Raw genomic sequence first — 14,287 nt, 5'->3', positions numbered from 1 at the left:
ACCTGGATTCCGGAGCCGTCCGGTTTCAGTCATCGAGCAATTCTACGTTCCAGTACGACGCATCGGCCAGGTTGAGGAACGGCAACCACTCCCGGTAGGTGACGCGCCGAGACGCGCCGCGAAAGAAGGGCGTCCAACGAGGCCGGACCGGGGTGCGCAGGAGCTTGATGCCCGCCTGCTCCGGCGTGCGGCCCCCCTTGCGCAGGTTACAGGGCACGCAGGAGCACACCACGTTCTCCCAGCTCGTCTTGCCACCCTGGGAGCGGGGCATGACGTGGTCCAGGTTCAGCTCCGAGCGCGGGAGCTGCCGGGCGCAGTACTGGCAGGTGTCGTGGTCGCGCGCGTAGATGTTGAGGCGGGAGAAGCGCACCCGGCCGCGGGGCAGGTACTCGTAGGCGGAGAGCACCACCACGCGGGGCACGCGGATGCGCCGATCCACGGTGCTGATGGAGTCATGGGCGGTGGTGGCGCTCAGGGCCGCCCAGTCCTCGAACTCGTAGAGCCGGTACTGCGAGTCGATCGCCTTGGCCACCCCGAGGTAGAGCAGCAGGACGGCCCGCTTCACCGAGGTGACGTGAACAGGCTGATAGTTGCGGTTCAACACCAGAACGGCGCTGTTCAACATGGCTGCCTTCCCTGTGAAGCCATGGCGACGGCTTCAGCAACCGGCTCGAGGTCCTCCTCCGCCAGGCAGCGGACATCGAGTACGACATCCCCGTCCGAGATCCGCCCGATCACCGGAACGTCCGCTTTCCGAAGACATTCCAGGAAAGCGGCTGGCTGATTGAAATTGAGGACGCACGCGAAAGAAGGCAACCGGGCCGCGGGCATGGCCCCTCCACCTACCTGTCCGGAAACAGGCGCGACCCGGGCATGAATGCCTTTGGGGGTCAACAGGGAGAGCAGCCGCCGCGCGCGCGCTTCCAACACGGGCGCGGGCGTGGTGAGCAGCCGGTAGGTGGGAATCGCCTCCAGGCAGCCATCCCGGTACAGCTCCAGGGTGGCTTCCAGCGCGGAGACCGTCATCTTGTCGACGCGCAGGGCCCGGGTGAGCGGGTGTTGACGGATGCGGGCGAGCAGCGCGGCGCGGCCCACGAGGATGCCCGCCTGGGGCCCCCCCAGCAGCTTGTCGCCGGAGAAGGCCACCACGTCGGCGCCCGCGGCGACGGTGGCGGGAACGGTGGGCTCGTGGACGAAGTCCTCGCCCGGCAGCGCCACCAGGGCCCCCGAGCCCAGGTCCACCAGCACGGGCACGCCGCGCGCGCGGCCGAGCGCCGCCAGCTCCTTGACCTCCACCTCGGCGGTGAAGCCCACCAGGGCGAAGTTGGAGCGGTGCACCTTCATCAACACACCGGTGTCCGGCGTGAGGGCGGACTCATAATCCGAGCGCCGGGTGCGGTTGGTGGTGCCCACCTCCACGAGCCGGGCCCCGGATTGCTTCATCACGTCGGGCACGCGGAAGCCGCCACCGATCTCCACCAGTTCGCCGCGCGACACGATCGCCTCGCGGCCCGAGGCCAGCGCGGCGAGCATCAGCAGCGCCGCGCCCGCGCAGTTGTTCACCACCAGGGCGTCCTCGGCGCCAGTGAGCTGGGTGAGCAGCTCGACGACGGGGGCGTAGCGGCTGCCGCGCTCGCCCTCCTCCAGGTCATACTCGAGGTTGCAGAAGCCGCGCGCCACGCTGGCCACGCGCGCCACGGCCTCCAGCGCGAGGGGAGCCCGGCCGAGGTTGGTGTGCAGCACCACCCCGGTGGCGTTGAGCACGGGCCTCAGGTTCGGGGTGGACAGGGCGCGCAGGGCCGCGTCCACGTCCGCGTCCTCGAACGCTCGCTCCTCGCCCTGGAGCAGCCGCTCGCGCACGGACGCCACGGCCAGACGGAGCGCGGCGACGGCCCGGGCGCGAGGAATGCCCGCCAGCCGCGCCTCCAGGGAGGGGCGACGGAGGAGCTGCTCGATGGAGGGGAGTGCGCGCAACCGCGCGTTCTTCCCCCCGTCGTCGGTCGAGGGTGCACCCACGCGGACAAGTGTAAGAGGCAACGGGCGCGCGCGCCAGCCAACCCCCCTCCCCTTCACCTCGAAGTCACCTTGGGTCCTTCCATCGAAAACGACTTAAGCGGTTATTTCCAAGATAGCTGGGATAAAACAAGGAAGACGAACACGGGGGTCAATCATTGCCCTGGCGGCATTCACTCCTGGGAGTTGCCATGCGGAGAAATTGGTATCCCGAGCGCTATCCCAGCATCCGCGCGGTGCTCTACTTCCACGCGTACAAGTCCCCGAACGACTGGCGGGTGGACACGTCCGCCTCGTCACTCGAGGCCTACCGCGAGGTGGTCGCCTCCAGCGCCTATCGGGGACAGCTGCCCTGAACCGAGCGTCCCTCGTGGACTCACCCGCGAAACCGGGGGATTCCCGGAGCGGGCGGCTCGATTGGCGACGGAGCGGTCTCCTCGCCCGGATCCTGCTTCCGGGGCTGGCGCTGCATCATCTGGAAGACGTGCGTGCGCTCCAGGTGTCTCGCGTTGGTGCCCTCCCGCCACCGCTCGTCGTCCATGGGCTTCTTCGCGGCGGGCGGCGGTGGCTCGGCCGGAGGGACCTCGGGAGCCATCTCCGGGGCCTTCGCGGACGGAGCCTTCGCGGACGGAGCCTTCGCGGACGGAGCCTTCGCGGGCACCTTCTCCGCGGAGTCCTTCGCGGAAGGGACCTTCGCGGGCGAGGGCTTCGCGGCGGCCTTCTTCTCGGCCCTGGCGGCCTCGCGCTCGGCCTGGAGCTTCTTCGCCTGGACGATGAAGGTGCGCTCCATCTCCATCGCCTTCATCACCGGCGCCGCTCCCACCCGCCGCCGGGTGCCCGCCGACCTCGGCGCGGCGAGGGGATCCCGCTCCGCCAGCGCCATGACGAGCGCGCGCAGGCTCTCGACGTGGCCGGTGCGGTACGGGCTGAGGTGCGTCCGCGCCACCCCATCCAGCTCCTCCAGGACGCGGGGAGCCTGTTCGGGCTCGGGGTTGGCGCGCAAACGCTCGAGCAGCTCGGCGGCGAGCTGGCCCCCCTCCTGATTCATGCCGTACAGCGCCGCGTGCTGACAGAGGGCCGAGCCCAGCAACCTCCGCGCCTCCTCGCTCTCCCCCTTCTGACTGCGCGCGAGGACCACCCCACTCAGGGCCCGGAACACCTGGCGGGCGACGCGCTGCACGAACAGGCTGCCCCCGTTGCGATAGTGGGCAGCGGCCAGGCCGCTCTCGGCCAACGACTGGAGGATGCGGGGATGCCCCAGGGGGCGCGTCGCCACGGGCACGATGCCCAGGAAGCTCGGCTCCCCCAGCTCTTCCGCGATGAGCGTCTGGCGCAGCAGCCGCTGTCCGTTGTCCGTGGCCCCCACCGCGTCGAGGCTCGCCACCGCCACGAGCGCCTCGGTGACCAGGGGACCATTGCCCCCGCCCGGCACCACGTTGCGCGCCGCGAGCAGCAGCGCGCACATCGGCATCAGCTCGGCCAACGTCGAGACGTGTCCGTCGAGCTTCTGGCTGCGCTCGAGCAGCTCGCCCTTGTCCACCGCCATCTGCACCGCGCCCAGCATCGGGCCACAGCGCTCGCGCGCCTTCTGGACGATGTCCTGGAGGCACTGGCCCAGGGCCGCGGCCACGTCGTGCTTGCCACTCTCCGCCAGATTCAACATCAGCCGGACGGCCCAGTTGCCGCCCTCGGGTGCCTCCAGGAGCGCCGGGCCCAGGGCCCTGACGAGCTTGCCCGCCGCGTCCGCGGAGCCCGCACCGAGCGCCCCCGCCAGGAAGGCCTTCGACATCGTGTTGCAGGCCACCCGCCCCAGCGCCTCCGACGTGCCCAGGAACAACACCAACACGTCATGGAACTGGTTGGTCGGCAGGCGGATGGCGTCACGCGCCAGCCGCTCGATGTGTCCACGGCTCTTCTCGACGAGCGTGGCGCGGTAGGCCGGACTCGCCGCGCACCGCAGCGCGGCCTGGAGCTCGGCAACACGCCCGGCCACGCCCGTGCCAGGGAAGGCCGCGAGGTGTCTCGCCTCGGCGCTGGCCGTCTCGGCGAGCATCTTGTCGAACGTCGCGGCGTTCTCGCTTCCGGCCATGTGGGCGGCGCGCGAGATGAACGCGGCGATCTTCCGCCGGTTCTCGGTGGTGGCCTGATCCACCTGGCCGGCGAGCCGGTCCAACTGCGGCTTGAGCTCACGCGCCAGCATGCGCTTGAACTCGGGGCCCTGGGCCCCACTGAGCTGCTCGTTGAGCTGGCTCACGATGCGCGTGGGTGCCTCGCCCTGGTGCTCCATCTGGCCGAGCAACCGCGCTTCGCGCCGCGCCTGATCCACGGCGTTGAGCTCCGTGTCCTCCCCGAGCAGCCGCGTCCTCATGACGGAGCGGGTGTGCGCGTCGTGCTCCTCCCCCTTGACGAGCGGGCGATCGACGAGACCCGGAATGCGCCGCGCCTCCCTGTCCGCCCCGCCCCCCGAGGACGGCGAGCCGGGAGGCTGGCGCCCGGAATCCGAGCTCATCTCAGAGCCCATCCTGGACCCGGCGGGTGCCTTCGAGGCGGGAGGGCGGCGGGGGGCGTCCGGAAAGAAATCCCCACCGGGTTTCGGGGCGGGACTCCTGGCGAGGCCCTTCCCCCCTTTCGTCCCAGGCGCGCCCGGCGAAGACTCGGGCCGGGCGGGCAATGAGGGCTCGGGGGGAGCGGACTTGGGCATGGAGACCCGATTCTACCCGCTCCTGGCCGGGCGCGTCAGACGCAGAAGGGGTGAGGAAACGTGATACCGAAATCCCCTGCCTCGGCGAATAATCCCGTTATTTCTATTTTTCCGGGATAAAAGGCTGGAAGCAAGAGGAGCCCTCTCATGAAGAATCCTTGGATGAAGCGCGGTCCCTGGCTCGCCCCCCTCGCCCTGTGCGTGCTCCTGGGGAGTGCCTGTGGAAATACCCAGACGTCGCAGGAACCGGGCTCGGAGCAGACCGGCACCGACGTCCCCTCCGAGGGCGGTGCCGGTGGCGGTGCTGGCGGCGACCAACCCTTCCAGGCGGCGGACTGTGCCGCGGGCAATGCCGCCGCGCTCGAGGACCTCGGAGACGACCTGCCGGAGGGCACGGGCAAGCCGGTGACCACCATGAGCATCCTGAACGTGGGGGGCACGGGCTCGTACCAGCGCGTGACGAACATGTTGCCCGGCGTCTGGGGACAGCCCTGCCCGTCCAATGCCTGTCAGAAGGCGGATACGCCCGTCAGCGGCCCGCTCGCGCCCTTCAACGAGGAGATGACGGTCAACTTCCGCGGCCCCATGGAGCTGTATGACATCGCGGTCTACCAGCCGGCCGCGAGTGCCTGGAACCGCGTGTCCTCCTGGAACCGCTGCGGCTCCACGAACCTCACCTTCTTCAACAACCTGGGGGGCGGCAACGTCAGCGGCGAGTGGACCGTGTGTGGAGGCAACAGCCAGAGCTACGCCTCCGCGGATGGGAAGAAGGCGGCCGTGGCGCCCACGCGCTTCAATGGCTCGCTCGCCAACCGGACCGAGCTGAACATCCTCTCCGACAAGGCCTGCGTGGGAACGGGCGACTCGAGCGAGTGCGGCTTCTACCGGGGGGTGACCCGCCATGGCTGGGGCGGCGCGAAGATCTTCGCCATCCGCGCCCGCATGCCGCGCTACACCGAGCCCAAGACCCAGTACTACGACGACGTGCCGGCCATCTGGATGCTCAACGCCCGCGTGGTGCGCACCGCCCAGTATGGCTGCAATTGCCGGGGCATGGGCTCGCCCGGGGGCTGCGGGGAGCTCGACGTCGCCGAGGTGCTCCATGGCGACAACCCGCTGTACGCCACGAGCACCATCTACTCGTTCGAGGGCGCCACCGGCAGCGGGCCGAACTACTTCCAGCGCCCGGTGAAGGAGAGCGCCACGTTCATCGTCATCTTCGACGCGAGCGGGAAGATCCAGATGCTGCGGCTCAAGCCGGATGCCTTCGATTTCGGCGACACCGTGTCCAACAGCACCGTGTCCGAGTGGCTCGCGCGCACGGGCCTCAAGATGTCCCTGCCGTGAACCGGGCCCCGGGTTGATGGCGATGTCTGGGTTCCGGCTGGTCCCGTTCGATGCCATCCTGCGAGAATGGAAGATCCCATTCTCGCCCGTGTGGTTGATGCGCTCCGGCCTGTCCCAGGTCTGGCCGCACTCGTGCTCGGCGGCTCGCGCGGTCGGGGCACCGCTGGCCCCACCTCCGACTACGACATCGGCCTGTACTACGAGCCCGACGCGCCAATCGATGTCACGGCACTCCGATCGGCCATCGTTCCGCTCGTCGATGATCCCTCGTCGACGGTGACCCCGCTCGGCGAGTGGGGGCCGTGGATCAACGGAGGGGGCTGGCTCACCATCGAGGGCGTGAAGGTCGATCTCCTCTACCGCGACCTCGGACGCGTGCGCGAGGTCATCGCCGAGGGGCGACAGGGCCGCTTCTCGATGAACTACCAGGTGGGCCACCCTCACGGCTTCTGCTCGGTCATCTGGATGGGCGAGATCGCCACCTGTCAGCCGCTGCTCGATCCGCTCGGCCGCGTCGCAGAGCTCAAGGGCCGGACCTGGCCATTCCCGGAGCCGCTGCGGGACGCACTGATCGCCCGCTTCGGCTGGGAGGTGGGCTTCTCCATCGGGAACGCCGAACTCGCGGCCAGGCGCTCCGAGCAGACGCACGTCGCGGGCTGCGCCTACCGGGCGCTGTGCTGCGTGGCCCAGGTGCTGTTCGCCTTGAACGACCGCTACCTCATCAACGAGAAGGGCGCCGTCCCCGAAGCCGCGACCTACCCCCTCACGCTCGAGGGTCTATCCAAGACGCAAGCCGAGATCTGGCGCGACATCGGCAACGCGGACCACGCGAGCGCACTGCGCCGGTTGCACGGCGTGTCCGACGGTCTCCGCGCGCTCGTCGAGCGAGCGGCAACGAAGGCTAGTTGATGGGATAGGAGTGCACGAAGAAGTAGACGAGCATGCCCTGGAACAGGGCGCAGCCCAGGATGATGGGATCGCGCAGCGCGGGACGGCGGGCGAGCCACGCCCCCAGCGGCAGGAAGGCCGGCCACACCGCGGCGCTGTAACGCCCCAGGCCCACCAGACCCACCGTCCACAGCACGAGCATCAGGGGAAGCGCGAAGGCGGCCAGCACCCACCACCGGCGCTGCCGCAACAACAACAGGGCTCCCACCCCGGGGATGAACGACACCACCACGTACAGGCCGACCTCCGGCGCCCACTTTCCGCGCAGCCAGTCCCCCAGCCCCGCCCAGGCGCCCCCCCACCCCTGCGCGCGCACCTTCCACCAGAGCTGGGGATCTCCGAAGGTCCGCCAGAGATAGACGAAGTAGAGCGAGGTGATCAGCGGAGGCAGCAGCAGCGCGAGCACATCCCGGTGCAGCAGCGCCCGGAGGCCCCCGCCCCTCGAGCGGAGCTGTTGGTAGAGCAGCGAGAAGCCCGCCAGCAGCGAGAGATGGCGCGCCAGTCCCGCCACCCCCAGCGTGAGCCCGGCCCACCCGTGCCGGCCCCGCAGGCTCAGTGCCACCGCGAGCGCGGTGAGCAGCACCATCAACGACTCGGGATAGCCCACGGAGTGGAAGAAGGCGAAGGGGTAGGCCGTGAAGAGCAGCAGCGCGGTGCGTGACTCCTCCTCGTCCGCGAGCTCGCGGAAGAGCTGGTACAGCACCACGAGCGCCAGCAATCCGGCCACCTGCGCGATCCCCACCAGCGCCACCGGAAGGCTCAACCCCGTGAGCTCATGCACCAGCCGTCCGAGCAGGGGCAGCAGCGGAAAGAAGTTGGTGGCCTGGGCCCGCGTGTAGCCCTCCTGGGCAATGCCCACGTACCAGCCACAGTCCCACCAGCAGAACGCCTCCAGGCCCGCGAGTCCGGGGTACTTGAAGGGCGGGCGGTACAGCCTCGTCTCCAGCACGAGCGACACCCGCGCGAGCAGCCAGAGCGCCAGGCGGCTGAACACGAACAGACCCACGGGAAAGGCGATCCGGGCTCCCAGCTCCCGCAACCGGGCACTCGCGCTCACGGCGTCATCACCCGGAGGTTGAGCTTGCGGAAGGGGGCCAGGGTGGACTCGGAGGCGGGAGCCTCGGTCACCAGCGCCGCCAGCGATTGCACGGGCGCCACCACGAAGGGCGCGAGCGTCCCGAGCTTGTCGGCCGTCAGCACCGCCACCGTCTCGGCCGCGCCCTGGATCATCGCCCGCTTGACGGCCGCCTCCTCCGCGTGGAGCGCGGTGATGCCCGCCTCGGCATGCAGTCCACAGACGCCCAGCAGGAACAGGTCGGCTCGCACCTGCCGCAGCGCCTCCACCGTCTCGGCGCCCACCAGCGTCAGGGCCTGCGGGTGCACCCGACCCCCCACCAACCGGACCTCGAGCCCCGGATGCTCCGCCAGCGCGAGCGCCACCGGCGGACTCACCGTGACGACGGTGCCCCGAAGCTCCCGCGGCAGGCTCCGCGCCACTTCCAGCATCGTCGTTCCCCCATCCAGGAAGAGCACCTGATCGGCGCGCACCAGCCCGGCGGCGATCCGCGCCAGGGCCTGCTTCTCGGATTGCCGTGCCTCGGCGCGAACCTTGTGGGCCAGCGGCGCCTGGGCTCGGGGGAGCGCGCCCCCATGCACGCGTCGCAGCAGGCCCGCCTCGTCCAGCTCACGCAAGTCTCGCCGGATCGTGTCCTCCGAAACCCGCAGGATCCCGCAGAGGTCGGCGGCGAAGACCCGGCCCTCGGTCGCGAGCCGCTCAAGGATGATGCGCCGCCGCTCCTCGGGCAGATGCGCGGTGGCGGAGCTGTCTGGAGGCGGCATTCCCTTCCATCTTCCGTGCGGTTCGACGCGTGATACCGCGGGCCCCTGCGGGACTCAAGCGGAGGAAGCGGAACGGGACGGGAGCGGAAAAAACACGCGGCGTCTGGCTCGCTCCCCACGAACCAGACGCCGGCGGAGGGCGAAGCCGCCCTCGATATAAACCCTTCGTGACTCAGTAGCCGACGTAGCCGCCGCCGCCGTTCATCGACTGCAGGCCGGGCACGTTGGACACCGAGCCGTAGCGGTCCACCGCGTAGCGCACGCCCGCGATGATGTTGTCCACCGGGTCGCGGATGTTGTCGTGGCCGGGCAGCTTGTACGCATCGAACGTCGGCTGGATGGTCTGCATCAGGCCGATGGACGGCGTGCCCTTCTTCGCGTTGTCGTCCCACTGGTTGATGGCGTTGGGGTCGCCGCTGGACTCGTGCTGGATGATCTTGGCGATGTCCTCCGCCTTCATCTTGTCCGCGGGAATGCCCGCCGCGGCGAGCTTCTGCTGCGCCTCCTTGATCCAATCGCCCACCTGGCCCTTGGGCGCCTCACCCGCGCCCTGCGGACCGTTCGTTCCCTGCGGACCGCCCGGGCCACCCTGCGGACCGCCCGGACCACCCTCCGGGTTCTGGAAGAACGACTCCGGCTGCTGCCCACCCGCGGGCGGCTGCTCGCCGATCTCCGGCGCCTGCAACAGCTCGGTCAGCTGCTCCAGCGTCTGCACGAGCTGCTTGGCCGTCTCCAGCAACTGGTCCAGCCCTCCGCCCTGCCCCGTCGGATCGCCGAGGCTCGGCGAGCTCGGCTCGGTGCTGAAGGCGTCCGAGAACAGATTCAGCAGTTGGCTGGTGTCCAGCTCCGGCAGGGTCTCCGTCGGCGTGGAGGAGAACGTCGGGGTCTTGGGCAGCTCCAGCTCGGGGAGGCGGTACGACGGGCTGCGCGAGGAGATCGAGAAGGACATGGTGGATTCCTGGGGTAGGGCTGCGCGGCTCGCCGCCGCCATGATGCCCTGACCCAAAGCAGGCCCCGTGCCAGCCGCTCCCCCGCCCCTGGGGGGTTCGTATCTCCCTGATCTTCTTGGACCGTGACTCCTGGAAGCTGAATCCCAGGGGTTTGAACGGGGAATTCAGAACTCTGGGACTGGTGACTGCTGTCACCGCCCGCTGACGGTTGTCACCAGGTCGCCTCCCCTCCCGGCACCAGGCGGGCGTTCGATGGAGGGGTTGCCCCTTGCCGGAGGGACAACCGGTTCACATGAGTTCACTCCGAGCAGTGAATCCACGCATCCCTCTCACCACCAGGAGACGAGCGACATGGGAATCAGCAAAGGCAGCGCGCAGTGGAACGGGGGCCTCAAGGACGGCCAGGGAGTGATGAAGCCCGCCCACGCCCCCGAGGCCCCCTTCTCGCTGGGGACCCGCTTCGAGGGGAAACAAGGGAGCAATCCCGAGGAGCTCATTGGCGCGGCGCTCTCGGGATGCTTCTCCATGGCCCTGTCGCTCGGCCTGGAGACCGCCGGCCTCAAGCCCACGAGCATCAAGACGTCCGCGGACGTGCAGCTCGACAAGCAAGGCGCTGGCTTCGCCATCACCACCATCGCGCTCACCACCGAGGCCATCGTGCCCGGCGCGAGTGATGAGCAATTCCAGAAGATCGCCGAGGAGACGAAGAAGGGCTGCCCGGTGTCCAAGGCGCTCGCCGGGACGAACATCACGCTCAAGGCGTTGCTCGCCCGCTGAGCGCCGCCTCGGGCCTTCACTTCATGCACTCCGGTGACGGGCTCCGCCACCGGAGTGGCCGGGCACGGCGGCGCGTGAAGGCGCCGCCGTGTCCGCGGCCCCGCTGACTACCAGCAGGTGATGCCCACGTTGTTGTAGCGCACGTTCGAGGTCTTGAAGACCAGGGTCCGCATGTCCCCCGAGGCGAAGCCGCTCTCGCCGCAGGCACAGGTGGAGCCCGTTCCCGTGCACGACGTCCAGTTCGTGGTGTCGCCGCCCCCGTCCACGCGGTACTCGGCGTTGAAGACCGCCTTGTTCTGGGCCACGAACGAGGTCTTGTAGACGCCACACTCCTGGTAGCGCTGGCACTCCTCGTTGATGGCGAAGTCGAAGTACGGGGCGAGCGCGGTGACCTGATCGACGTCGTTCTTGAGCGCGATGCCCAGGCAATTGGCATGGGCCGTGTCGGCGAGCCAGCGGTTGTAGGCGAGCTGATCCGCCGCCGTGATGCCCCAGCAGGCCTGATCGGTGCACGAGATCTCATCGTCGTGCGAGTAGGCGTCGACGTTGTCCGGCTCGACCGCGTCACATCCCTTGGCCTTCGCCAGTTGAATGCGCGCCGCCATCACGTCGCGCACCGCCTGCTTGCGGTGATCCAACCACCACTCGCAGCTGTCGCTGCTGTCGCACCAGTCGCCCATGATGTGGATGGACTCGTTACAGTCCTCGCCGGGGCTGCAATAGGTGTCCTGCGGAAACTGGTCGGCATCATCCCGCCAGTTCTCGAAGGAGCCGGCGCTGAAATAGCAGACCACCTTCTTGCCGGCGCTCTTGTACTGCTGGATCTTCGCGCTCGTCGTCCCGAAGAGGTCGACGACGTAGACCTGGGCGTTGATCGTCGTGGGCAGCGAGGTGTTCTCGAGGTCCCAGATCCAGGTGCTGCCCTTGGGGAAGCTCGGGATGGTGCACGCCGCGCCTTCCGCCGTGCTCACCGCCGTGTCGCCGCTCCCCGACCCCTCCCAGGCCTCGTCCCCCTCCAGGGGCTGGCACGCGGACATGAGCAGCGCGGAACAGGAAATCAGACAGGTCAGCCGCTTCGACATTGCGTCTCCCTTCATGCGTCGGTGTTGAACTTCGCCGCGCATAAGCCACGCCGAGCCGCTCGTCGCAACTGACAAATAGGGAGTTCTCGAAAATATCGGAAAACAAGTAAGAATTGCGTAACCCGCCGGTATCCCCGGCGGGTTCCCTCTCCTTTTCTTAGAGCGAGAGATCGATGCTCACGCGGATCCCGAAGTCACACGAGGCCGTGTTGCCGGACGCATCCTTCGCGGTGCAGGTGACCTTCGTCAGGCCGGGCAGGAAGATGGTGCCGGGGGGAATCGAGCAGGTGACGGGCGCCGGGCCGCAGGCATCTCGGGACGAGACGGCGTACTGAAGGGAGACACCGAGCTCGCCGAGGCGGATCTTCGCTTCCAGCGCGAGGGGACAGGTGATGGACGGAGGCGTGTCATCCACCACGGTGACCGAGCCCACGCACTGAGCGCTCGCCGCGCCATCCGAGGCGATCAACGTGACGGCGTGGCGGCCCGGGCCGAAGGACGCATCGGGGGACTGGGACACGGAGAGCGGAGCCGGGCCGTGGTCCGGATCGTAGCTGCCATTGTCCACGCTGGCGCGGGCCTGGCAGGAGGCATCGGCGCGGACGGTGACATCGCGGCAGAGCGCCACCGGAGGCTGGTTGCTCGGAGGCAACTGGCAGGCGAGCTCCAGCGAGGTGGAGGTGGTGTTGTTGCTCTCGATGCACTCGGTGTCGCGCCCCGTGCCCTGGCCGTCATCGTCCGCGATGGCGAAGAAGCTCACCGGGCCGTTGGGCGGGGCGGACACGGAGAGCGTCGCGAGCGCGCTGGTGCCCACGGGCAGCGCCTCGGCCACGGTGGCCACGCCGAGCAGCGTGCCGCCCGAGGCGGGGGCCGCGTCGAAGAACGCCACCTTCACGCCCGCGGCCACCGGGGCCTCGCCCTGGTTGAGCACGCGTGCGCGGAGCACGACCTGGCCCTCGCCCTCGCACGTGGCGGACAGCTCGGACACGACGAGGTCCGCGGCGGCGTAGGGGCTGGGTCCCTCGCCGAAGTGGTTGGCGACGTTGGCGTGGAAGGTGTTGAGCCGCGGGTGGAGCCAGTGGCTCGTCGCGGCCGCCGGGATGGAGCCATCGTCGAGGACGTTCGTCACCGAGTAGGCGTGCTGGTTCCACAGGCTCCGGGTGCCCGCCCACCCCCGCCGTCCCTGGAACACGCGCAGGCCGTGGGTGCCCGGGTAGGCATGATCGTTGGAGACCACCACGAGCTCCGCGGCGGGGTCCCCTCCCACGTTCGCGACGACGGGGTTCTCGTGCGTGGTGCCCGAGCTGTTGGCAATCACCCAGCGCACGGCACCGGTGGCGGCGTCGAGGATGCGCAGCTTCAGCTCGTCGGTGACGACGACCTCGAGTTCGCCGTCATCTTCGAAGTCGAAGGTGGTGGAGCCCACCTTGCCGGAGCTGAGATCCTGGATGGCGGTGGACCACTTCACGGTGCCGTCGGAGGCGAGGACCGAGTACGCCCGCTCTCCGGACAGGCCGATCTCCAGCGCCCCGTCTCCGTCGAAGTCCGCGAGCGTGGGCGAGCCTCCGTGGCCTCCGCCGGGAACGTCCACGCTCCAGCGCAACGAGCAGTCGTCGTCGAGCAGGCTCACCCGGCCACGGCCCGCCACGACGATCTCCCCCTTCGGGTCCTCGTCGAAGTTGGCCACGGCGGCGAAGCCATGGGGAATCTCCGTGTTGACGCACAGCGGGGTGCCATCGTGGCGGTAGATGGCGCGGCCATTGACCACCTCCTGCTGGCCGTCCTGATCGATGTCCGCCGCGAAGGAGACGGGGCCCGTGTACTGGGCGCCGCCCATGCCGTCGGCGCCCACCCACCTCAGCGTGCCGGTGTGATCGTAGACGCGATTGCCATCGAGGATCTCCACGAAGCCATCGCCGTCCAGGTCCGCCAGCGAGGGGCCACCCCATTCGTTGTAGTCGTTGGCGGCGAGGGCCGAGCGGAACTTGAAGGTGCCGTCGTGCTCGAAGCAGATGATGCCGCGGCCGTCCTGGGGGATGGCGCAGATCTCCACCTGACCATCCTCGTCGAGGTCTCCGGCGGCGAGGCTGGCGGCGGGCTTCACCCGGGCCGCTGGATCCGTCACGGCCCACAGGTCATGCCCGTCCTCGCCGCTGACGGCCCGCAGCACGCCATCCGTCTGGTACGTGTCTCCCGCGAAGGTGCTGAAGACGATGTCCGCGACACCATCCGCGTTCACGTCCACCACCACGGGCGTCATCATCACCTGATGGTGCTCGGGCATCACCGCGCTGCCCGTCCACGCCCACTTCAGCTCCGGCTCGAGGGCGCCCGGCGGCGGCGGTCGCACCTCGCAGCGCTCCGCCAGGGGGCGCGCCTTGAGCGTCATCTCCTCCTCCGGAGCCTGCGTGGTGCCACACCCCGTCGCGGACAACATCCCCAGCACGGCGAACATCCGCCCGTACAACGGCCCACTCCCTGCCACATGACGATGGATAGCGCTTCGCGTCTTCATGCCGTGTCTCCTCCCCTCACTGGCCAGACCGCGGCCAGGGCCCACCCGAGCGCCACGCCCGCCAGGTGAGCAATCCAGGTTCAATTGGAGCAAAGCACTGGAATTGGATCTCCGT

The 14,287-nt window shown here is 69.2% G+C and carries 12 protein-coding genes; 4 read left to right on the top strand and 8 right to left on the bottom strand.

All coding sequences use genetic code 11. The annotated features are described in order from the left end of the window. Positions 1 to 25: 25 nt before the first annotated feature. The gene (locus D187_RS37565) at positions 26 to 625 is read right to left on the bottom strand and encodes an HNH endonuclease (RefSeq protein ID WP_002627511.1); all 600 of its coding nucleotides are present in this window, start codon (positions 623 to 625) and stop codon (positions 26 to 28) included. Beyond that, entirely contained in the window at positions 619 to 2,016 is a 1,398-nt protein-coding gene (selA, locus tag D187_RS37560; protein ID WP_043433623.1) for an L-seryl-tRNA(Sec) selenium transferase, read from the bottom strand. Before selA ends, D187_RS37565 begins: the two co-directional genes overlap by 7 nt. A 188-nt stretch (positions 2,017 to 2,204) precedes the next feature. Here selA and D187_RS55880 point away from each other — a divergent pair, with 188 nt between their 5' ends. After that, positions 2,205 to 2,369, top strand: coding sequence for a hypothetical protein (locus D187_RS55880; protein ID WP_002627513.1), 165 nt, complete (start codon positions 2,205 to 2,207; stop codon positions 2,367 to 2,369). 20 nt (positions 2,370 to 2,389) lie between these two features. Here D187_RS55880 and D187_RS50970 read toward each other — a convergent pair whose 3' ends face one another. After that, positions 2,390 to 4,522, bottom strand: coding sequence for a hypothetical protein (locus D187_RS50970; RefSeq protein WP_051256713.1), 2,133 nt, complete (start codon positions 4,520 to 4,522; stop codon positions 2,390 to 2,392). A 339-nt stretch (positions 4,523 to 4,861) separates the two neighbouring features. Here D187_RS50970 and D187_RS37550 point away from each other — a divergent pair, with 339 nt between their 5' ends. Then, a complete protein-coding gene (locus D187_RS37550) occupies positions 4,862 to 6,061 on the top strand; it encodes a DUF2403 domain-containing lipoprotein (protein ID WP_002627516.1) in 1,200 nt (399 codons plus the stop codon). A 66-nt stretch (positions 6,062 to 6,127) separates the two neighbouring features. After that, positions 6,128 to 6,970, top strand: coding sequence for a nucleotidyltransferase domain-containing protein (locus D187_RS37545; protein WP_002627517.1), 843 nt, complete (start codon positions 6,128 to 6,130; stop codon positions 6,968 to 6,970). Here D187_RS37545 and D187_RS37540 read toward each other — a convergent pair. From D187_RS37540 to D187_RS37530, 3 genes are all read right to left on the bottom strand, one after another. Beyond that, positions 6,963 to 8,066: a mannosyltransferase family protein gene (locus D187_RS37540; RefSeq protein ID WP_063725071.1), complete on the bottom strand. Its 1,104-nt coding sequence runs from the start codon at positions 8,064 to 8,066 to the stop codon at positions 6,963 to 6,965. The two genes, D187_RS37545 and D187_RS37540, sit on opposite strands and share 8 nt — an antisense overlap. Next, complete coding sequence (locus tag D187_RS37535) at positions 8,063 to 8,848, bottom strand: DeoR/GlpR family DNA-binding transcription regulator (protein WP_002627519.1); 786 nt, start codon at positions 8,846 to 8,848, stop codon at positions 8,063 to 8,065. The genes D187_RS37540 and D187_RS37535 overlap by 4 nt, the downstream gene beginning before the upstream one ends. A 172-nt stretch (positions 8,849 to 9,020) precedes the next feature. Beyond that, positions 9,021 to 9,797, bottom strand: coding sequence for a transglycosylase SLT domain-containing protein (locus D187_RS37530; RefSeq protein ID WP_002627520.1), 777 nt, complete (start codon positions 9,795 to 9,797; stop codon positions 9,021 to 9,023). 352 nt (positions 9,798 to 10,149) lie between these two features. Between D187_RS37530 and D187_RS37525 the strand changes: the two genes are divergently transcribed. Further along, positions 10,150 to 10,575, top strand: a complete 426-nt coding sequence (locus tag D187_RS37525; RefSeq protein ID WP_002627521.1) for an OsmC family protein — start codon at positions 10,150 to 10,152, stop codon at positions 10,573 to 10,575. Positions 10,576 to 10,682: 107 nt separating this feature from the next. Here D187_RS37525 and D187_RS37520 read toward each other — a convergent pair whose 3' ends face one another. Continuing rightward, positions 10,683 to 11,657 (bottom strand): endo alpha-1,4 polygalactosaminidase, encoded by a 975-nt coding sequence (locus D187_RS37520; protein WP_002627522.1) that lies wholly within the window; start codon positions 11,655 to 11,657, stop codon positions 10,683 to 10,685. 157 nt (positions 11,658 to 11,814) lie between these two features. Continuing rightward, positions 11,815 to 14,172, bottom strand: a complete 2,358-nt coding sequence (locus D187_RS37515; protein ID WP_002627523.1) for an FG-GAP-like repeat-containing protein — start codon at positions 14,170 to 14,172, stop codon at positions 11,815 to 11,817. Positions 14,173 to 14,287: the final 115 nt, after the last annotated feature.

The organism is Cystobacter fuscus DSM 2262 (genome assembly GCF_000335475.2).
Lineage (GTDB): Bacteria > Myxococcota > Myxococcia > Myxococcales > Myxococcaceae > Cystobacter > Cystobacter fuscus.
This window is presented reverse-complemented; position numbering and strand designations above follow the sequence as displayed.

What these genes read in the sequence shown, in the direction of transcription:
- D187_RS37565 (WP_002627511.1), bottom strand. Translation starts at nt 625, where the DNA reads ATGTTGAACAGCGCCGTTCTGGTGTTGAACCGCAACTATCAGCCTGTT.
- D187_RS55880 (WP_002627513.1), top strand. Translation starts at nt 2,205, where the DNA reads ATGCGGAGAAATTGGTATCCCGAGCGCTATCCCAGCATCCGCGCGGTG.
- D187_RS50970 (WP_051256713.1), bottom strand. Translation starts at nt 4,522, where the DNA reads ATGAGCTCGGATTCCGGGCGCCAGCCTCCCGGCTCGCCGTCCTCGGGG.
- D187_RS37550 (WP_002627516.1), top strand. Translation starts at nt 4,862, where the DNA reads ATGAAGAATCCTTGGATGAAGCGCGGTCCCTGGCTCGCCCCCCTCGCC.
- D187_RS37545 (WP_002627517.1), top strand. Translation starts at nt 6,128, where the DNA reads ATGGAAGATCCCATTCTCGCCCGTGTGGTTGATGCGCTCCGGCCTGTC.
- D187_RS37535 (WP_002627519.1), bottom strand. Translation starts at nt 8,848, where the DNA reads ATGCCGCCTCCAGACAGCTCCGCCACCGCGCATCTGCCCGAGGAGCGG.
- D187_RS37530 (WP_002627520.1), bottom strand. Translation starts at nt 9,797, where the DNA reads ATGTCCTTCTCGATCTCCTCGCGCAGCCCGTCGTACCGCCTCCCCGAG.
- D187_RS37525 (WP_002627521.1), top strand. Translation starts at nt 10,150, where the DNA reads ATGGGAATCAGCAAAGGCAGCGCGCAGTGGAACGGGGGCCTCAAGGAC.
- D187_RS37520 (WP_002627522.1), bottom strand. Translation starts at nt 11,657, where the DNA reads ATGTCGAAGCGGCTGACCTGTCTGATTTCCTGTTCCGCGCTGCTCATG.
- D187_RS37515 (WP_002627523.1), bottom strand. Translation starts at nt 14,172, where the DNA reads ATGAAGACGCGAAGCGCTATCCATCGTCATGTGGCAGGGAGTGGGCCG.